The organism is Pulveribacter sp. (assembly GCF_032079985.1).
In the GTDB taxonomy this organism is placed as follows: Bacteria; Pseudomonadota; Gammaproteobacteria; order Burkholderiales; family Burkholderiaceae_C; genus Melaminivora.
In genome coordinates, this window is record NZ_DAMATK010000001.1 from 404,758 (window position 1) to 424,150 (window position 19,393).

Below are 19,393 nucleotides of genomic sequence, written 5' to 3' on the forward strand. Positions count from 1 at the left end.
GCATGTTCCACCTGCAAACCCTTGAACTCGTCCACTGGGACTACTGCCAGCGCATCTGCCTGCCGCTGGACGGCTCCATCATCACCATCGCCGGGCCCAACGGCTCGGGCAAGACCACGCTGCTGGACGCCATGCGCACGCTGCTGGGCCTGCGCTGCTCCGCCCCGCGCGACTACCGCACCTATGCCCGCCACGCCGGCGCGCAGACCGCCTGGCTGCGCGCCGTGGTGGACAACCGGCCGCAGGGGCGGCAAAGCTCCAGCCGCCCGTTCGCGCGGCGCTTGCTCTACAGCGACCAGGTCACGCTGGCCTGCCGCATCGACCGCAATGGCGGCGACTGGCAGCGCCGCTACTGCCTGCTGGAGGGCGACGTCTCCGTCGAGCAGATGCTGGACATGCCCGAAAAAGACCTGGGCTTCATGGGCGTGGAGGCCTGGGGCCGCGTGCTGTCGGCCGCTGGGCTGTCGCCGGCGATTGCGCGCGTGCTGTCGCTGGAGCAGGGCCAGACTGACCGCCTGTGCGAATTCAGCCCGCGCGAGCTGCTGCGCCTGGTGTTCGACGTGTTCGGCGACCAGCAGGTGCTGGACGCCTACGACCAGGCGCGCGAGCACCAGCAGCAGCTGGCGCGCGAGATGGCCCAGGCCGAGCGCGAGATGGACCACAGCCGCGCCCAGCTGGCCGAGCTGCACAACCGCGTTGCCAGCTACCAGGCCTGGCAGCTCAAGCTGGCCGAGCGCGAGCGCCTGGCCACCGAGGTGCTGCCCGTGCTGGCCTGGCATGGCGAGCGCGAGGCGCTGACCCGCCACTCGCGTGAGCTGCGCCGCCACAAGGCGCAGCACCGCGCCGCCCTGGCCGAGCAGGCGGTGCAGAACAAGCGGCTCTTGCACCTGCTCGATGAGAGCGGCAAAGCCCAGCAGCAGGCCGCCCAGCTGCGCGTGGAGCGCGACCAGGCGCGCCAGCAACTGGACGAGGCCACGCGCCACGAGGCGCCGCTGGAGCAGCTGGCCAAACGCGAGCAGGAGCTGCTGGCCCTGGTGGACAAGGGCAGCAACGCCGACGAGCTGCAGACCCACCTGGCCCGGTTGCAGGAGCAGGAATCCGCCCTGCAGGACGAGCGCAGCCAGCTCGCCCAGCAGCGCAAGGTGGCGGCCGCCGCCCTGGCGGCGCTGGAAGGGCAGCACCTGCCGCCGCTGCCGCCCGAGGTGGCGCGCTTTCGCAAGGCGCTCACGTCCCGCGGCATCGGCCACCGCTTCGTGGCCGAGGTGGTGGAGGTGCAGGACGAGCGCTGGCGCGCCGCCATCGAGGGCGTGCTGCGCGGCCACCGCTGGGTGGCGCTGCTGGACAAGGCGAGCGACTTGGCCGACGCCTGGGAGCTGGGCGAGCGCGAGCGCTACCGCCACTACATCGTCGAGCCGGGCGCCGTGGCGCTCAAGGGCGAGAGCGGCACGCTGCTTGCGCACGTGAAGTTCACCGCCCCCGTGCCGCGCTGGCTGGTGCAGCAGCTGCAGAACCTGCGCTGCGTGGCCGACCCGCGCGAGGGCAAGAAGCTGGGCGGCGCCTGGGTCACGCCCCAGGCCTACATGCACGACGGGCGCGGCGCGCGCTCCATGTGGGTGGACGCGCACGAGCACCAGTTCGGCGCCAGCGCCGTACAGGCCCGCCGCGCCGCCGCCGAGCGCGAGCTGGCCCGCATCGACGCCCAGCTGGCGCCGGTGCTGGACGCCCTCATGGCCGCCCGGCGCCAGATCGGCGACACCAAGAACGCCCTGGCGGGCCACAGCGCCGCCGAGGAGCTGGCGCGCCGCAGCGACGAATTCGCCCAGGCGCGCGAGCAGCTGCCGGCTGCCAGGCAGGCCCGCGTCGCCACCGCCCAGCTGTGGCAGCGGCTGGAGCAGGAGACCACGCGCGCCCACGACCGGCACCGCGCCTTCAACGACGAGCACAAGCGCCTGGAGGCCCAGCTGCAGCGCGCCCGCGGCGACAGCGAGCGCGCCGCACAGGAATGGAGCGCGCGCCGCCGCCAGCAGCAGGGCGCTGTGGCGCGCAGCCAGCAGCAGCGCGCGCAGTTCCCCGCACGCTGGATCGCGCCGCCGGCCATCGCCGCGCTGGTGGATGAATACCTGAACGACACCCAGGCCCGGCTGCGCCTGCATGCGCTGGAGCAGGAGCTGCAGCAGGGCAGCTGGGAGCAGGACGCCACCGTGCAGGAGCGCCACCGCCGCATGGACGCCACCGTGCGCGAGCAGGCGCTGAGCCTTTCGGACCACCAGGCCAAGAACGCCCAGGCCGCCACGGCGGTGATGAACGCGCGCGAGAGCTACATCGAGGTGCTGCGCAGCACCGTGCGCCGCTACCGCAAGAACATCCAGGAGCTGGGCCAGCTGGCCGGCGTGGAGGTGGCGGCCGAGCTGCCGCTGCTGGAGAACGACGACACCGTGCTGGCCCAGGCCGGGCTGAAGGTGCACTTCGCCTTCGATGGCAAGGGCAGCATCGGCCTGAACGACGGCGAGGCCTCGGGAGGGCAGCAGGTCATCAAGTCGCTGATCCTGCTGGTGGGCTTGCTCAAGGACGAGGAAAGCGGCTCGGGTGGCTTCGTCTTCATCGACGAGCCCTTCGCCCACCTGGACGTGCGCAACATCCAGCTGGTCGGCCACTTCCTGCGCAGCACGCGCGCGCAGTACGTGCTGACCACGCCCATCACGCACAACCTGGAGGTCTTCGAGCCCGCCGAGATCACCCTGGTGACCAGCAAGAAGCCGGCGGGGGCCCGCTGGGCGCCGCCGATCGCCGTGGCCAAGCGCCGCGGCGTGCCGGAGCGGCGGCCGCTGCCGGCCTGACCGGCTGGCGGCAGCAGTTGGCCTTATCTTGCACGCCCGGGGGCGAGGTTGCCTAAGATCGGGCAGCAGGAAAAAACAGGAGCCTATGTGACACCCCAGGAGCAGCAGCCAGGCGGCGCCGCCGCTCGGCTGCTGGACGCGCTGCTCACGCGCGATCCCTACCAGCGCATCCGCCTGGCCATGACGGGGCTGGCGGCGCTGCTCATGCTGTGCTGCATCGGCGCCATGTACCTGGCGGTGGCGGCGGGCCTGGTGCCGGCCCTCCAGGTGCACGCGTGGGCGCTGGTGTGCTCCTCGGGGCTGGTCGTGGTCTACGCGCTGATCCGCAGCGGCTACAGCCGCCGCTGGCGCGACCCGGCGCTGACGCTGGCGCAGAACGTCACCTCCATGGCCTGCGTGGCGGCGGCCTACGTGATCGCCGGGCAGGCGCGCGGCATCGTGCTGCCGGTGCTGGCGGTGATCCTGATGTTCGGCGTGTTCGGCCTCACGCCGCGGCAGATGGTGTGGGTGCTGGTCTACGGCCTGGTGCTGTTCGGCCTGGCCATCGCCTGGGTGCAGTGGCGCGAGCCGCAGAACCAGCCGCTGGCGCTGACGGCGGCCTACCTGCTGATGATCGTGGTGGTGCTGCTGGCCGGCACCTTCCTGAACATGCGCGCGCACGCCGTGCGCGAGAAGCTGCGCCGGCAAAAGGCCGAGCTGGCCCGCGCCGTGGAGCAGGTGCGCGAGCTGGCCACGCGCGACGAGCTGACGGGCCTGCCCAACCGCCGCTTCATGATGGAGGTGCTGCAGCTGGAGATTCGGCGCTCGCAGCGCAGCCAGCACAGCCTGCTGGTGGCGCAGCTGGACCTGGACCACTTCAAGGCCGTCAACGACACGCACGGGCACGCCGCCGGCGACGAGGCGCTGCAGGCCTTCGCACGCACGGTGACGCGCTGCGTGCGCAGCTCGGACGTGCTGGCGCGCTGGGGCGGCGAGGAGTTCGTGCTGCTCATGTGCAACACCCCGGTGGCCGAGGGTACCCGGCTGCTGGAGCGCGTGCGCCGGGCCGTGGCCGCCAGCCCGGTGGCCCTGCACGGGCCGGCCACGGTCGGCCTGACGGTGTCCATCGGCGCGGCGCGGCTGCAGCCCGGCGAGGGCATGAACGCCGTGCTGCAGCGCGCCGACAAGGCCTTGTACACGGCCAAGCGCCAGGGGCGCGACCGGGTGGTCTGGGCGCCCGGGGATGCTCCTGAATAAGGAGCTGCCAGCGCTTTACCAGTAAGCGCTGGAGGCACTTTTGGCTATATTTTTACCAGGCCCTGGCCGGCCAGCCAGTCCTGCAGCAGCGCATACACCGGCGCGGCCAGCGCCGGGGTCTCGTTGAAGATCTCGTGGTACAGCCCGGGAAAGCCCCGGGCCGTGAGCACCTGCGAAGGCGCGGCGGCGGCAAACGCCCGGCAGCCGGTGGGGTCGACGATGCGGTCGCCTTCGCCCCACATCAGCAGCGTGGGCAGGCGCCACCGGGCGGCACCGGCCACCACCGGCGCGCCGGCGCCGCCGATGAAGCCTGCCAGCCGGGCGCTGATGCGGTCGTGGCACAGCGGGTCGGCCTGGTAGGCGGCGACCACCGCCGCGTCGTGCGACAGCTGGCGCGCATCCAGCCCGTTGCCCACGCGCAGGTCGGGCAGCAGCCTGGGCAGCGTGGCCAGCAGCAGGCGCTGCACCGGGTTCAGAAAGGCCGCCAGCGCGGGCGAGGACAGCACCAGCGCGTCCACCGCTGGCCCCTGCCCGCGCGCCACGAAGGCGGCGGCAACCAGGCCGCCCATGCTGTGGCCCAGCAGCACCAGCGGCTGGCCGGCGGGCATCTGCCGGCGCGTGTCCTGCAGCACCAGGGCCAGGTCGTCCAGCAGACGCTCGTCGTGCGGCAGGGCGCCGCGGTTGCCGCCGGACTGGCCGTGGCCGCGCTGGTCGTAGCCGCGCACGGCCAAGCCGCGCTCGGCCAGCCAGTGCGCCAGCGCGCCATAGCGGCCGGCGTGCTCGCCCAGGCCGTGCACCAGCACCACGGTGGCGGCGGGCGCGCCGGCGGGCGCGGGCCAATCGTGCAGCGCCAGCGCGGTGCCGTCGCGGGCCGGGAGCAGGGAGCGGATCGAAGCGGTCATGGCGCGAAGGCGGCGGGGCCGGGGGAGGGCGGAAGACGCATCATAGGGACGGCTGCGCGCCGCTGGCGCGCGCCAGGCGCCGCGTCAGCGCCGGCCCCACGGCCAGCACGACCAGGAAGCGCGCCAGCTGCATGGCCATGACGAAGCCTGCGTCCACCGCGCTGGTGGCGGCGATGACGGCCATGGAATCGGCCCCGCCCGGGCCGGTGGCCAGGAAGGCGCTCAGCGGGTCCACCCCGGCGGCCAGCACCAGCGTCGCCCCGGTGGCCGCGCCCACCAGCATCAGCGCCAGCGTGGACAGCACCACCTGCGGCAGCGCGCGCAGCGCGTGCAGCAAGATGGCGCGCGTGAAGCGCAGCCCCACGCTCCAGCCGATGGCGGCGTAGGCCGCCAGCATCAGCGCCGGCGGCAGCGCCGGCTGCACGTGCCACACGGCCTGCGCCAGCGCAGCGCCCGCCAGCGGCAGCACCATGGCGCCGCCGGCGATGGACCAGCGCCGCGCCAGCGCGCTGCCGCCCAGCACCAGCGCCGCGGTCAGCGCCAGGCTGCCCCAGGCGGGCGCGCCCCACCACGGCGCGTCGCCCGCGGCCAGCGGGTGCGCGCCGCCGGCCAGGCGCGCCACGGTGGCGGCGGCCAGCGTGACCAGCAGCACGCGGGTGTACTGCATGAAGGCCACCAGGCGCGCGTCGGCGCCGTACTGCTCGGCCAGCACCACCATGGCGGCGGCGGCGCCGGGCGACATGCCCCACAGCGCCGTGGTGCCGGGCATGACCTGCCGGCGCATCAGCCACCAGCCCAGCGCTGTGCTGGCGCCGATCAGCACCAGCGTGGCGGCCAGCAGCAGCGGCCAGCGCGGCAGCAGCAGCTCCAGGTGGCGCGGCTGTAGGCTCTGCGCCATCAGGCAGCCCAGCAGCCCCTGGCCCCAGCCGAAGACGCGCCGCGGCACCGCCAGCTGCGTGCCGCGCACCGCCAGCGCCATGGCGCTGACCATGCAGGCCAGCAGCACGGCCGCCGGCACGTGCAGCGCCAGCAAGGCGGCGGCCAGCGGCGCGCTGCACAGGGCCAGCGCGCCCCAGCCGCGCAGCTGCCGCCCGCTGCCCGACACCGCGCTGTCCTGCTCAGGCCGCGGGGGCAGCGCCCGCGCGGCGGCGCGCCAGGCGCCGGTACAGCGGCGGCACCAGCAGCATGGTGGCCACGCCGATCCACAGGCCGATGGAGATCGGGCTTTCCCACAGGATGCCCAGCTCGCCATTGGTGATGGACAGCGCCCGGCGCAGGTTCTGCTCCATCATGTCGCCCAGCACGAAGCCCAGGATCAAGGGCGCCATGGGCACGCCGGCCTTGCGCAGCAGGTAGCCCACGATGCCCAGCACCACCATCAGCACCAGGTCGAACGTGGTGGCGTGGATGGCGTACACCCCCACCGCGCTGATGGCCAGGATGCCGGGCACCAGGATCCAGTTGGGCAGCGCCAGCATGCGCGTGAACAGGCCGATCATGGGGATGTTCATGACCAGCAGCAGCACGTTGCACACGGCCATGGAGGCGATCAGGCCCCACACCAGCGTGGGCTGCTGGGTGAACAGGGCCGGGCCCGGCGTGATGTTGTACAGCGACAGCGCGCCCACCATCACCGCGGTGGTGCCCGAGCCGGGCACGCCCAGGGTCAGCATGGGCACGAAGGAGCCGTTGGCCGAGGCGTTGTTGGCCGCCTCCGGCGCGGCCACGCCGCGGATGTCGCCCTTGCCGAAGGTGCCCTGGGTGTCGCACAGGCGTTTTTCCAGCGTGTAGGCCATGGCGCTGGCGATGGTCGCGCCCGCGCCGGGCAGCACGCCCACCACGAAGCCCAGCACCGACGAGCGCACCGTGCCCCACCAGGTCAGCGCCATTTCGGCGCGGTTGAACAGGTTGCGGCCGATGGCGCGGATGGCCGGGGCCTGCACCAAGTGCTGCTCCAGCATCAGCAGGATCTCGCTGACCGAGAACAGGCCGATGACGACCACCACGAACTGGATGCCGTCGGACAGGTGCACGCTGCCGGCGGTGAAGCGGTACACGCCCGAGTTGCTGTCCAGCCCCACGGTGGACAGCGACAGGCCCAGCACCGCCGCCAGCACCGCCTTCATGGGCGCGTCGCCCATCAGCCCGGTGATGCAGGCGAAGGCGAAGCACATCAGCGCGAAGTACTCCGCCGGCCCGAAGGCCAGCGCCCAGCGGGCCAGCAGCGGCGCGGCCAGCACGATGCCGACGAAGGCGACGAACGAGCCGATGAACGAGGACCAGGCCGAGATCGACAGCGCCACGCCCGCCTGGCCCTTCACGGCCATGGGGTAGCCGTCCACGGCCGTCATGATGGCGCCGGCGTCGCCCGGCACGTTGATCAGGATGGAGGAGATGCGCCCGCCGAACTCGCAGCCGATGTACACCGCCGTGAGCAGGATCAGCGCCGACTCCGGCGGCAGCTTGAGCGCGAACGCCAGCGGCATCAGGATGGCCACACCGTTGATCGGCCCCAGGCCGGGCAGCATGCCCACCACGGTGCCGATGAACGAGCCGATCAGGCCCAGCAGCAGGTTGATGGGCGCCAGGGCGACGCCAAAGCCCTCGCCCAGGTGGTGCAGGGTGTCTCCCATGTCAGCAGCTCCTTGGATACATAGGGGCGCACGCGCTGCCTTGCGCGCGGCCTGCGCCAGCGGCCGCCGTGCAGGGGCCGCCGCGCCGCACGGGCGGCGTCCCGCCTGCACGCGAGGCGCCAGGGAAGGGGGAAGCGGTGCAACCGCTCAGGGGGGTGTGTTGCATTTCATCGCCCCCCGAGGACGAACGCGAGCACGCCGGTGGGCAGGATCACGTCGAACAGCTTGTCGAACAGGAAGTACAGGCCCAGGCCCAGGCCGGCGCCGGCGGCCAGGGCAGGCAGCATGCGCCCGCCGAAGCTGCGCCCCACGGGCAGCGCCATCAGCGTGGTGGCCAGCACGAAGCCCAGCGTCTGGAACAGCAGCGCATACGCCACCATGGCGGCCACCACCAGCAGCAGCGCCGGCGCCGGGCGCCAGGCGGCGGGCTGCGCCGCGCGGCCCGGGCGCACGGCCAGCCACATGCCGGCCAGCGCCAGCAGCGCCGCCAGCAGCAGCGGGAAGGCGCGCGGGCCCACCGGCTCGTAGGAGAACTCGGCCTGGTAGGCCTGCGCCATCCAGGCCATGGTGAGGGCCAGCGCCAGGGCCAGCACGCCCAGGATGCGATCCGCCATGAGATACCTCTGCTATTGTTTTGCTAGCTGCAGGCGCTCGTCCAGCAAGCGCCCGCGGCCAAAAACGTCTGGATTGCCTGGCGCGGTCACTGCGCCACGCGCAGGCCGAAGTCGGCGGCCAGCTTGCGGTACACGGCCATGCGCTCCTTGATGAACGCGTCCAGCTCGGGCCCGGTGAGGGCGAACTTGAACAGGCCGCGCTCGGCGCGCAGCTTGTCGTACTGGGGCGTGGCCATCATCTTGGCGAAGGTGTCGCTCCAGACACGGAAGTCGGCGTCGCTGACCTTCGGCCCCATGTAGAAGCCGCGGATGATGGGCCACTGCACGTCGTAGCCCAGCTCCTTCATGGTCGGCACCTGGGCCATGCTGCCTTCCAGACGCTTGTCGGCCATGACCGCCAGCACGCGGATCTTGGCGCCGGCCTTGATCTGCTCCTCGGCCTCCGAGGCGTCGCCCGAGTAGACCTGCACGTGGCCGCCCTGCAGCGCGGTGAGCGCCTCGCCGCCGCCCTCGAAGGCCACGAAGCGCATGGCCTTGGGGTCCAGGCCGCTGGCGCGCGCGGTAAGCGCGGCCTTCATCCAGTCCTGGCTGCCCACGCTGCCGCCGGCGCCGAACACCACCTTGCCCGGGTTGGCCTTGATGGCCGCCACCAGGTCGGCGATGGACTTGATGGGCGAGTTCTCGGCCACGATCACCGCGCCGTAGTCGGTGCCGATGGCCGCCAGCCAGCGCACGTCGGCCTCGCTGTAGCGGCCGAACTTGCCCTGCGCCAGGTTCAGCAGCGACCCCCCCGAGTACGCGACGATGGTGTTGGACTCGCCCGGGCGCTGGGCCACGATGGCGTTGTAGGCCACGGCGCCGATGCCGCCGGGCATGTAGCTCACGCGCATCGGGTCGCTGATGTACTTGCCCTCCATCAGCGCCGCCTGGGCCAGCTTGCACGTCAGGTCGAAGCCGCCGCCGGGCTTGGCCGGGGCGATGCATTCGGTCTTGTCCAGCGGGCCGGCCGCGGCCAGGGTGCCGGTGAGCGCCAGCGCGGCGCTGGCCAGGGCAAAACGCAGGGTCTTCTTCATGGGATGTCTCCTCGGGAGCGGACGGGAAGGAATTCACCAGCGTGCGGCACCGCCAGCGGCGCGAACGTGGGCGAGCTGGCACTGTAGGAAACGCCGGCTTTCGCGCGGCTTTCAGCGCGGGGGGCAAAAAAACAGGGTTATCCCTGATCGGCCGGCAGCCCGGGCGCGGCCTGGGCCGCCGGCGCCAGCGGCCAGTGCAGCGTGGCCCGCAGGCCCGGGCGCGGCTGGCCGGGGCGCGCCTCGTGCAGCTCGAGCGCGCCGCCGTGGCGCTGGGCGATGGCCTGGGCGATGGCCAGGCCCAGGCCGCTGCCGCGCGGCGCGCCCGGCCGGGCGGGCGCGCCCGGCACGTGCAGGAAGCGCTCGCCCAGGCGCGCGCGCGCCTGCGGCGGCATGCCCGGGCCGTCGTCGCACACGACCAGCAGCGCCTGCCCGCCCCGCACGCCGGCCTGCACCGTCACGTGCCCGCCGCGCGGCGCGTGCAAGAGGGCGTTGTGCAGCAAGTTGGCCAGCGCCTCGTGCAGCAGCGCCGCGTGCCCGCGGGCCTGGGCGGGCGCGGCATCGGGGCCGGCGTCGGCGTTGGGGCCGGCGTCGGCGCCTTGCAGCGGCTCCAGCCCCAGGTCGATGCCGTGCTGGCGCGCCAGCGGCCACAGCTGGCGCGCCACGCCCTCGGCCAGCGCCAGCAGGTCCACCGGCGCGCCCGGGCCGTCCAGCGGCGCGGCGTCGGCGCGCGCCAGCGCCAGCATCTGGTTGGCCTGGCGGATGGCGCCGTCCACCTGCTCCTTGAGCGCCAGCAGCGCCGCGTCGCGCCGCGCGGCGTCGCGCTCGCGCAGCGCGAACGCCACCTGCGTGGCCAGCGTGGTCAGCGGCGTGCGCAGCTGGTGCGAGGCGTCGTCGATGAAGCGCCGCTGCTGGCCCAGCACCTGCTGGTAGCGCTGCATGTGCAGGTTGATGGCCTGCACCAGCGGCTGCACGTCCTTGGGCACGCGCTGCGGGTCGATGGGCGCCAGGTCGGCGCTGCCGCGCGCGGCCACCTCCGCGCGCAGGCGCGACAGCGGCCGCAGCGCGCCGTGCACCGCCAGCGCCACCAGCGCCAGGGCCGCCAGCAGCAGCAGCACGTCGCGCGCCACGCTCTCCAGCAGCAGCCGGCGCGTGAAGTCCTGGCGGCTTTGCAGCGTCTCGGCCACCTGGATCAGCACGCGGTCGGAGTGCGAGCCCTGCGACAGCGGCCGCGGCAGCTGCCGCGCGTACGAGCCCACGCGCACCGGCACGCCGAGAAACTGCGCGTCGTGGAACTGCGGCCGCCCGTCCACCAGCGGCAGGGGCGGCGCGGGCAGGCCGGCATCGCCGATCTCCACCAGCCCGTCGCCGCTGGCCACGCGGTAGAACACCTGGCCGCTGGCGGTGAGCTCGAAGAATTCGAGCATGCGGTAGGGCAGCTCCACCGACAGGCCGCCGTCGTCGGTGGAGATGTTGGCGTCCATGGCCTTGATGGCGCCCAGCAGCGAGCGGTCGAACGCCGCGTTGGCGGCGGCCAGGTCGTTGCGCCAGCTCACCATGAGCTCCAGCCCCATGACCAGCACCAGCCCGGGCAGCAGCACCGCCAGCAGCGTGCGCCGCAGGCTCCAGCGCGCCCAGCGGCGCTCACGGGGCGGGGGCATCAGCCTGGGGCTGGGCGCCCGGCTCCAGCACGTAGCCCAGCCCCCGCAGCGTGGTGATGCGCACGCCGCTGCCCTCCAGGCGCTTTCTCAGGCGGTGCACCAGCACCTCCACCGCCTCCGGCTGCACGTCCGCCTCGTCGGCGAACAGGCGCTCGAGCAGGTCGCGCTTGGACATGGGCTCGCCGCTGTGCTGCACCAGCGCGCGCAAGAGCGCGTGCTCGCGCGCGCTGAGCTTGAGCGGCTGGTGGCGCAGCAAGAGCTGCTGCGCCAGCGGGTCCCACACCAGCGGGCCGCAGGCAAAGCGCGGGTGCTCGGCCCCGCGCGCACGGCGCACCAGGGCCAGCAGGCGCGCCTCCAGCTCGGCCATCTCGAAGGGCTTGGCCAGGAAGTCGTCGGCGCCGGCGCGCAGCAGGTGCACGCGCCCCATGAGCGAGTCGCGCGCGGTGAGGATCAGCACCGGCAGCTGCTCGCCGGCGTCGCGCAGGTCCTCCAGCACGTCGGTGCCCTCGCGCCCGGGCAGGCCCAGGTCGAGCACCAGCGCGTCGTAGCGCGTGCCGCGCAGCGCCGGCAGCACCAGCCGCCCGTCGTTGACCCAGTCCACCTGCAGCGCGGACTGGGCCAGCGCCTGCACCAGCCAGCGCGCCAGCTCGGGCTCGTCCTCGGCCAGCAGGATGCGCATGAGTTGCTAGTTATTTGATAGCTGCCCGCGCTTGCGCATCAAGCTGGAGGCCAAAAACACCATCAACTCCATCACGGCATGGCCGCGACGACCTGCGCCACCGCCGCCGTCAGCCGCTTGGCGTAGGGCACGTGCAGGAATTCGTTGGGCCCGTGGGCGTTGCTCTTCGGGCCCAGCACGCCGCAGACCATCATCTGCGCCTTGGGGAAGCCCTCGCTGAGCATGTTCATGAGCGGGATGGTGCCGCCCTGGCCGATGAAGCCGCAGGGCGCGCCGAAGTGCGCCTGGCTGGCCGCGTCCAGCGCGCTGCCGAACCAGGGGGCGATGTCGGGGGCGTTCCAGCCGCTGGCGGCGCCGGCGCTCTCGAAGGTCACCTTGGCCTGGTAGGGGGCGTTGTCTTCCAGCAGCGTCTTCATCTGTTGCACGCAGCTGGCGGCGTCCACCAGCGGCGGCAGGCGCAGGCTGAGCTTGAAGGCGGTATAGGGCCGCAGCACGTTGCCTGCGTCCTTCAGCTGCGGAAAGCCCTCGGCGCCGGTCACCGACAGCGTGGGCTCCCAGGTGCGCTTGAGCAGGGCCTGCACCGGGTCCTGGGTGGTGGGCAGGGCGAACAGCGTCGAGCCGCCGCAGTCCGCGTGCGCCCAGGGAAAGCGCCGCCAGACCTCGTCGCCCAGGATGGCGGCGGTGGCGCGCGCCTGGGCCAGGCGCTCTTGCGGCACCTCGCAGTGGAAGCTGGCGGGCAGCAGGCGCCCGGTGGCCGAGTCCTCCAGCCGGTCGAGCACCTGGCGCATGATGCGAAACGACGAGGGCACCAGGCCCGAGGCATCGCCCGAGTGCACGCCCTCGGTCAGGATCTCCACCTTGAGCGTGCCGCTGGCCATGCCGCGCAGGCTGGTGGTGAGCCACAGCTGGTCGTAGTTGCCGGCGCCCGAGTCCAGGCAGATGACCAGCTGCACGTCGCCCAGGCGGCCCTTGAGCGCGTCGATGTAGGCCGGCAGGTCGGCCGAGCCGCTTTCCTCGCAGGTCTCGATCAGGCCGACGATGCGCGGGTGCTCCACGCCCTGGCGCTTGAGTTCCTGCACCGCGGCGATGCTGGCATACGCCGCGTAGCCGTCGTCGGCGCCGCCGCGGCCGTAGAGCTTGCCGTCCTCGTATTTCGGGCTCCACGGCCCCAGGTCGGCGCGCCAGCCGTCGAACTCGGGCTGCTTGTCCAGGTGGCCGTACATCAGCACCGTCTGGCTGCTGGCCGCGCGCGTGGCGGCGACCTCGAAGAACAGTACTGGCGTGCGCCCGGGCAGGCGCACGATCTCCAGCTGCAGGCCGGCGACTTTTTGCGCCTCGATCCAGCTCGCGGTGTTGCGCAGCACCGTCTCCAGGTGGCCCTGCTCCTGCCAGTCGGGGGCGAAGCCGGGCGACTTGGCAGGGATGCGGATGTAGTCGGTCAGCTCGCGCACGATGCTCTCGTCCCAGGTGCGCGAGACGCGCTCCAGGGCCAGGACGGGGTCGAGTGCGGCGGTGGGCAGGGGGGCGTTCATGGCAGTCGTCTCCAGCGGCGTCGAAGCGAAAGGGGGAAAGGGGTCAGGATACGTCAGCGCCGGCGCCGCAGTCCGGCGCGGGGCCATGGCGCACGCAGTTGCGCCCGGCGGCCTTGGCGGCGTACAGGGCCTGGTCGGCGGACTCGATCGGCGCCTCGCCGCAGTCCGGCCCGTGCGGCCGCGCGGCGCACACGCCCAGGCTGACTGTGACGCCGATGAGCCCGCTCGCGTGCGGGCAGGGCGTAGCCTGCACGGCATGGCGCAGCGCCTCGGCCAGCTGCAGCGCACCGGCCAGGTCGGTATCGGGCAGCAGCACCAGGAATTCCTCGCCGCCGTAGCGGCTCAGCAGGTCCTGCCGGCGCAGCCGCGTGCCCAGCACCTGGGCGACGTGGCGCAGCACCTGGTCGCCCGCCAAATGGCCGTGGTTGTCGTTGACGGCCTTGAAGTGGTCGATGTCCAGCAGCACCAGCGCATAGGCCGTGCGGGCACGCGCGGCCTGGGCCACGTCGCGCGCCAGCACCTGCAGCAGGGCGCGGCGGTTCACCACGCCGGTCAGGGGGTCGTGGGTGGCCAGGCGCAGGTTGGCAGCGTCGGCCCGGTCCTTGGTCATCAGGATGAAGCCCAGCGAGGACAGGATGACGGTGACGAAGGCCATCACGAACACCACGGACTGGCTGGGGCTGATCTGCAGCAGGCCGGTGTTGTCCATGCGCCCGGTCAGGGCCAGCCAGCCGCGCCCGGCCAGCAGCAGCACCTCGATCAGTACGCACACGCTGAGCAGCAGCGCGCCGCGCCGCTGTTCGGGCGAGTGCGGCCGCCACAGGGCCCACAGCACCAGCAGCAGCTGCGCCGGCAGCACGGTGCCGGAGACCATCTGCCGGGCGGCGTAGCTGTCGATGAACCAGGCAAACAGCGCCGCTACCACCACCAGCGGCACGGCCATGCGCCACCAGGGCTGCGGCCGGCCCTGGAACTGTTCCACCGCTGCCAGGGTGAGCGCGAAGGAGCCGGAGAGCAGCGTGTTGGCCAGCACCACGCTGGCCCAGTCGGGCGCCACGCCGCGCAGCGCGTACAGCACGTAGCAGCTGGCGTGCAGCAGCAGCGCCAGCGCCCACAGGCCCACGCCCTCGCGCTTGTGCGGCCGCACCGCCCCCATGGCGCCGGCCATGGCGAAGGACGCCGCGGCCGTCATGACCAGCATGGTGAATACGTCGAGAGGCGGCACGGCGAGGAGATGAGCGGGTCGAGGCCGCGAGAATACCCTGCCCGTGCGGCCCGCCGCGGGCGCTCAGCCGCCCTGCAGTGCCAGGGGAGCGGCGCCGGGCGCCCCGAGCTGGGCGGCGGAGTCCAGCTTGAAGACCTGCACGGCAGCGGCCAGGCGCGCGGCCTGCTCGCGCAGGCTGAGCGCGGCGGCGGCGGATTCCTCGACCAGGGCGGCGTTTTGCTGCGTCATCTGGTCCAGCTGGCCCACGGCCTGATTGACCTGGCCGATGCCGCCGGCCTGCTCGGCCGCGGCGGCGGTGATCTCGCTGACGATGTCGCCCACGCGCTGCACGCTGCCCACGATCTCGTCCATGGTGCTGCCGGCGTGCTGCACCAGCCGCGCGCCGGACTCGGCCTTGCCCACCGAAGCCTGGATGAGCTGGCGGATCTCGCGCGCCGCCTCGGCCGAGCGGCCGGCCAGTGCCCGCACCTCGCCGGCCACGACGGCGAAGCCCCGGCCCTGTTCGCCGGCGCGGGCCGCCTCGACGGCGGCGTTCAGCGCCAGGATGTTGGTCTGAAAGGCAATGCCGTCGATGACCTGGATGATGTCGGCGATCTTGCGGCTGGCGTCGTTGATCTCGCCCATGGTGCTGACCACCTCGCTGACGGCCTGGCCACCGCGCGCAGCCACCTCGGCGGCCGAGGCGGCGAGCTGGTTGGCCTGGCGCGCGGCGTCCGCTGTCTGCTGCACGGTGGCGGTGAGCTGCTCCATGCTTTGTGCCGTCTCGGCCAGGCTGCTCGCCGTGGCTTCGGTGCGCTCGGACAGGTTCTGGTTGCCGCTGGCGATCTCGGCGCTGGCGGTGTCGATGCTGCCGGCGGCTGTGCGCACCTGCTGCAGCATCTGCACGTAACGCTGGCGCATGCCCTCCACTTCCTGCACCAGGGCGCCGATCTCGTCGCGGCGGGTGGTGGTAAAGCTCTGCGTCAGGTCGCCGTGCGCCACCAGGGTGACGGCGCGGGTCAGGCTGCCCAGGGGCTGACTGACGCCGCGGCGCAGCATGATCAGCAGCCCCGCGCCCAGCAGCGCCAGCGCCAGCGCCATCAGCAGCCACAGGGCGGTGTTGATGCGGTGCTGGCCGGCCATGGCTTCGGAGTCCGGCACCTCGGCCACCACCCACCAGCCGCCCTGGGTCTTGCGCATCAGGGCCCAGGCGTCTTCGGTGGCCGGCTGCAGCAGGGCCTGGGCCTCGCGCACATAGCCATCGGGCGCATCGGCCAGGGCCTGCAGGAAGGGCCGCGCCTGCGGGAAGGCCTCCAGCACCGTGCGCCCGCGCGCGCTGGGGTGGTAGATGAAGCGCGCCTGTTCCAGCGTGGCGCCGGGGGCGATCACGTACACGCCGCCGTGCTCGAAGAAGTGCGTCTGCTCCACCTGCTTTTGCAGCATGGACTGGAACAGGCTCACGTCGTTGCCGATGAACAGCAGGGCCACGGGCTTGCCTGCGCCGTCCTTGATCGGCTGGTAGTGGCCCATGTAGGCCTTGCCCTGGAGGGTGACCAGGCCGGTGTAGGGCTCGCCCTTGAGGGCGGCGGCCAGGGCCGGGTCAGTGCGCGCCAGCGGTACGTCCAGCGCGCGCTGGCCCTCGGCGTTCTTGACCGAGGTGGTAATGGTGACGAAGTCGTCGCCTTTCCTGCCGTACACGGCGGCCACGCCGCCGGTCTCGTTGGCGAACTTGTCCACCGAGCTGTAGTCGCCGTTGACCAGGCCGCCGTAGCTGCGCAGCTCACCCGTGCCCTCGTCCAGCTGCATGGTGGCCTCGAAATAGCGCTGGAAGCCCCGCATGGCGCCGCGCACCATCTCGCGGTTGGTGTTGTCGGCCGCGTCCAGCGACTGGGCCACGGCCTGGGCGGTGGTACCCACGCTCAGCACCAGCTGCTCGCGCGTGCTGCGCTCGGTGAGCACGGTCAGGGCCACGCCCAGCAGCACCAGCACGCCCGCCACCAGGGCCAGGGCCAGGAGGGTGACGCGCCGGGCGACGGATCGGTTGCGTGGAGCGGGATGGGGGGCGGCAGCCATGGGGCAAACTCCTGCGGCAGAAAAAGGTGACGCGCCAGGCAAAAAAGCGGCGGGCACTCAATCTACGGCAGGATGGGAGTTACATTTATTCACGACTTCCCGTACGCAAAGATGCGTAGGCGGGCCGTCCGCCCGATGCCCCGATTTCCGGATTTCAGGGTGTTTTTGGCCTCAAATGCCCGCCAAGCAAGCGCTGGCAGCTATGATTTTTGAGACGCCTGCTCAGGCGTGTTCGAAGTGGAATACCGCCGTGCCCGCGCGTGCATTGGGCAGCCAGCGCACCACGCGTCCGTCCTGCAGGCCGAAGGCATCGCGCACGCGCAGTCGGTTCTTGTGCGCCAGCACCTCGAAGTCCTTGTACGTTCCCACGCGGATGTTGGGCGTGTCGTACCACTGGTAGGGCAGGCGCCGCGTCACGGGCATGCGCCCGCGCAGCACCGACAGCCGGTTGGGCCAGTGCGCGAAGTTGGGGAAGGCGACGATGCCGCTCTTGCCCACCCGGGCGGTCTCGCGCAGCATGACCTCGGCGTTGCGCAGGTGCTGCAGCGTGTCGATCTGCAGCACCACGTCGAAGCTGTTGTCCTCGAACAGGGCCAGCCCTTCGTCCAGGTTGAGCTGGATCACGTCCACCCCACGGCGCACGCAGGCCAGCACGTTGTCGTCGGCGATCTCGATGCCATAGCCGGTGCAGCCGCGGGTGCGCTGCAGCAGGTCCAGCAGCGCGCCGTCGCCGCACCCGAGGTCGAGCACGCGGCTGCCCTCGGGCACCAGGCGGGCGATGGCATCCATGGTGGCGTGGTCGCTCATGCCATCTCCTTTGCGATGTTGTCGAAATAGGCGCGCACCACAGCCATGTAGCGCGCATCGTCCAGCAGGAAGGCGTCGTGTCCGTGGGGCGCGTCGATTTCGGCGTAGGCCACGCTGCGGCGGTTTTCCAGCAGCGCGTGGACGATCTCGCGGCTGCGCGAGGGCGAAAAGCGCCAGTCGGTGGAAAAGCTCACCAGCAAGAAGCGCGCACGCGCCGCTGCCAGTGCCTGCGCCAGACTGCCGCCGTGGGAGCGCGCCGGGTCGAAATAGTCCAGCGCGCGGGTGATCAAGAGATAGGTGTTGGCGTCGAAGTAGTCGCTGAACTTGTCGCCCTGGTAGCGCAGGTAGCTCTCGATCTGGAACTCCACGTCCTGCGTGCTGTACTGGTAGCCGCCATTGACCGCGTTCCTCAGCTCACGGCCGAACTTCTCGTTCATCACGTCGTCGGACAGGTAAGTGATGTGGCCGATCATGCGGGCGATGCGCAGGCCGCGCTTTGGAATCACGCCGTGGCGGTAGAAATGCCCGCCGTGGAAGTCCGGATCGGTCACGATGGCGCGGCGCGCCACCTCGTTGAAGGCGATGTTCTCCGCCGTCAGGTTGGGTGCGCTGGCCACCACCACTGCATGGCGCATGCGTTCGGGGTATTGCAGCGTCCAGCTCAATGCCTGCATGCCGCCCAGGCTGCCGCCCATGACAGCGGCCAGCTGCTGGATGCCCAGCGCGTCCAGCAGCCGCGCCTGGGCGTTGACCCAGTCCTCCACCGTGACCACGGGAAAGTCCGCGCCATAGATCTCGCCCGTGTCCGGGTGGGTGTGCATGGGCCCGGTTGAGCCGAAGCACGAACCCAGATTGTTGATGCCGATGACGAAGAAGCGGTTGGTATCCACGCTCTTGCCCGGGCCGATCATGTTGTCCCACCAGCCCTCGCTTTTGGGCTGGCCCTCGTAGCTGCCGGCCACGTGGTGCGAGGCATTGAGCGCGTGGCACACCAGCACGGCGTTGCTCTTATCCGCGTTCAGCTGCCCGTAGGTTTCGTAGGCCAGCGTGTAATCGCGGATCGAGGCGCCGCAGGCCAGCGGCAGCGCCTGGGCAAAGTGCATGGTTTGCGGGGTGGCGATGAACGACGGCATGAACAAAAAAGCCCGGCTCTCGCTAAAAACGGGCCGGGCCGGATTGCATGCGCGCGATGGCCACGTCTTTAGCAGGATTTGTAAAGCGCCCGCAAGCGGTGCAAATCGGCGCGTTTTGAGAGGATGATTATGCCAAAGCGGGCGCCAGCAGGGTCATGACACCCAGCACCAGGAAGATGACGGCCGACACCGCGTGCACCGTGCGTATCGGCACGCGCCGGGTGATGCGCTCGCCCAGCCAGACCACTGGCGCATTGGCCAGCATCATGCCCAGCGTGGTGCCGGCCACCACCGCCGCGTAGCTGCTGTACTGCGCGGCCAGCATCACGGTGGCCACCTGGGTCTTGTCACCCATCTCGGCCAGGAAGAAGGCCACCGCGGTGGCGCCGAACACCCCCAGGCGTGGCGCGGCGCCGCCGGCTTCGTCCTCGTCCAGCTTGTCCGGGATCAGCATCCACACCGCCATGGCGATGAACGACACGCCCAGGCCCCAGCGCAGCGCCTGCGGGCCCAGCACCGTGGTCACCCAGGCGCCCACGGCGCCGGCCAGCGCGTGGTTGAGCAGCGTGGCCACGAAGATGCCGGCCACGATCGGCCAGGGCTTGCGAAAGCGCGCGGCCAGCACCAGCGACAGCAGCTGCGTCTTGTCGCCCATCTCGGCCAGGGCGACGACAGCGGAGGAAATGAAGAAGGCTTCCATGGATAGATGCGGGAAAGGCGCGGCCGGAATGACGCGGACAGCATTGGCCACGCCCGACCTCCGGCCACGTTCGGATCGGCGCGCAGCCAATGGTCTCGCCCCGCCCGCAGCATTGCGCCGCGGGCCGCATGCACCATGGCGCGCAAGGCGCCAAGTCTGTTGATGCATGCCTCCTGTCACTGCAGGCAGGCTACTCCCCATGGACCGGGGCGAATTGTAGCGGCGCCGCCACGCTCAGGGGCGCGCTGTGTCGCTGAAGCAGCTTGGCAACAATTCAGGCGAAAAACGGTTGTAAGTGCGGCAGTTTTGTGC

General features: G+C 71.8%; 15 protein-coding genes and 1 riboswitch. Of the genes, 2 read left to right on the forward strand and 13 right to left on the reverse strand.

The window, feature by feature from the left end; translation table 11 throughout:
• Window positions 1-2: 2 nt before the first annotated feature.
• Both RT282_RS01850 and RT282_RS01855 read left to right on the forward strand, forming a co-directional pair.
• A complete protein-coding gene (locus tag RT282_RS01850) occupies window positions 3-2,837 on the forward strand; it encodes an ATP-binding protein (RefSeq protein WP_313311456.1) in 2,835 nt (944 codons plus the stop codon).
• A gap of 180 nt (window positions 2,838-3,017) precedes the next feature.
• Window positions 3,018-4,073 (forward strand): diguanylate cyclase, encoded by a 1,056-nt coding sequence (locus RT282_RS01855; RefSeq protein ID WP_313312576.1) that lies wholly within the window; start codon window positions 3,018-3,020, stop codon window positions 4,071-4,073.
• Between the two features lie 44 nt (window positions 4,074-4,117).
• Here the strand turns inward: RT282_RS01855 and RT282_RS01860 are convergent, their stop codons facing one another.
• From RT282_RS01860 to RT282_RS01920, 13 genes are all read right to left on the reverse strand, one after another.
• A complete protein-coding gene (locus tag RT282_RS01860) occupies window positions 4,118-4,975 on the reverse strand; it encodes an alpha/beta hydrolase (protein WP_313311457.1) in 858 nt (285 codons plus the stop codon).
• 40 nt (window positions 4,976-5,015) lie between these two features.
• Window positions 5,016-6,080, reverse strand: coding sequence for an AbrB family transcriptional regulator (locus RT282_RS01865; RefSeq protein ID WP_313311458.1), 1,065 nt, complete (start codon window positions 6,078-6,080; stop codon window positions 5,016-5,018).
• 13 nt (window positions 6,081-6,093) lie between these two features.
• On the reverse strand, window positions 6,094-7,608 hold the full coding sequence (locus tag RT282_RS01870; RefSeq protein WP_313311459.1) for a tripartite tricarboxylate transporter permease: 1,515 nt from the start codon (window positions 7,606-7,608) through the stop codon (window positions 6,094-6,096).
• A gap of 167 nt (window positions 7,609-7,775) precedes the next feature.
• Complete coding sequence (locus RT282_RS01875) at window positions 7,776-8,222, reverse strand: tripartite tricarboxylate transporter TctB family protein (protein WP_313311460.1); 447 nt, start codon at window positions 8,220-8,222, stop codon at window positions 7,776-7,778.
• 86 nt (window positions 8,223-8,308) lie between these two features.
• Entirely contained in the window at window positions 8,309-9,295 is a 987-nt protein-coding gene (locus RT282_RS01880; RefSeq protein WP_313311462.1) for a tripartite tricarboxylate transporter substrate binding protein, read from the reverse strand.
• 137 nt (window positions 9,296-9,432) lie between these two features.
• The gene (locus RT282_RS01885) at window positions 9,433-10,953 is read right to left on the reverse strand and encodes a sensor histidine kinase N-terminal domain-containing protein (protein WP_313311463.1); all 1,521 of its coding nucleotides are present in this window, start codon (window positions 10,951-10,953) and stop codon (window positions 9,433-9,435) included.
• Window positions 10,937-11,632, reverse strand: coding sequence for a response regulator (locus RT282_RS01890; RefSeq protein ID WP_313311464.1), 696 nt, complete (start codon window positions 11,630-11,632; stop codon window positions 10,937-10,939). The genes RT282_RS01885 and RT282_RS01890 overlap by 17 nt, the downstream gene beginning before the upstream one ends.
• Window positions 11,633-11,703: 71 nt before the next feature.
• Entirely contained in the window at window positions 11,704-13,164 is a 1,461-nt protein-coding gene (locus RT282_RS01895; RefSeq protein ID WP_313311465.1) for a M20 family metallopeptidase, read from the reverse strand.
• 43 nt (window positions 13,165-13,207) lie between these two features.
• Window positions 13,208-14,389 (reverse strand): GGDEF domain-containing protein, encoded by a 1,182-nt coding sequence (locus tag RT282_RS01900; protein WP_313311466.1) that lies wholly within the window; start codon window positions 14,387-14,389, stop codon window positions 13,208-13,210.
• A gap of 63 nt (window positions 14,390-14,452) precedes the next feature.
• A complete protein-coding gene (locus RT282_RS01905; RefSeq protein ID WP_313311467.1) occupies window positions 14,453-16,441 on the reverse strand; it encodes a methyl-accepting chemotaxis protein in 1,989 nt (662 codons plus the stop codon).
• Window positions 16,442-16,663: 222 nt separating this feature from the next.
• Window positions 16,664-17,248: a methionine biosynthesis protein MetW gene (gene metW / locus RT282_RS01910; protein ID WP_312302517.1), complete on the reverse strand. Its 585-nt coding sequence runs from the start codon at window positions 17,246-17,248 to the stop codon at window positions 16,664-16,666.
• A complete protein-coding gene (locus RT282_RS01915) occupies window positions 17,245-18,381 on the reverse strand; it encodes a homoserine O-acetyltransferase (RefSeq protein ID WP_313311468.1) in 1,137 nt (378 codons plus the stop codon). The genes metW and RT282_RS01915 overlap by 4 nt, the downstream gene beginning before the upstream one ends.
• 127 nt (window positions 18,382-18,508) lie before the next feature.
• Window positions 18,509-19,081, reverse strand: a complete 573-nt coding sequence (locus RT282_RS01920; RefSeq protein WP_313311469.1) for a TMEM165/GDT1 family protein — start codon at window positions 19,079-19,081, stop codon at window positions 18,509-18,511.
• Between the two features lie 102 nt (window positions 19,082-19,183).
• A riboswitch (yybP-ykoY riboswitch) is annotated at window positions 19,184-19,292 on the reverse strand.
• Window positions 19,293-19,393 lie beyond the last annotated feature (101 nt).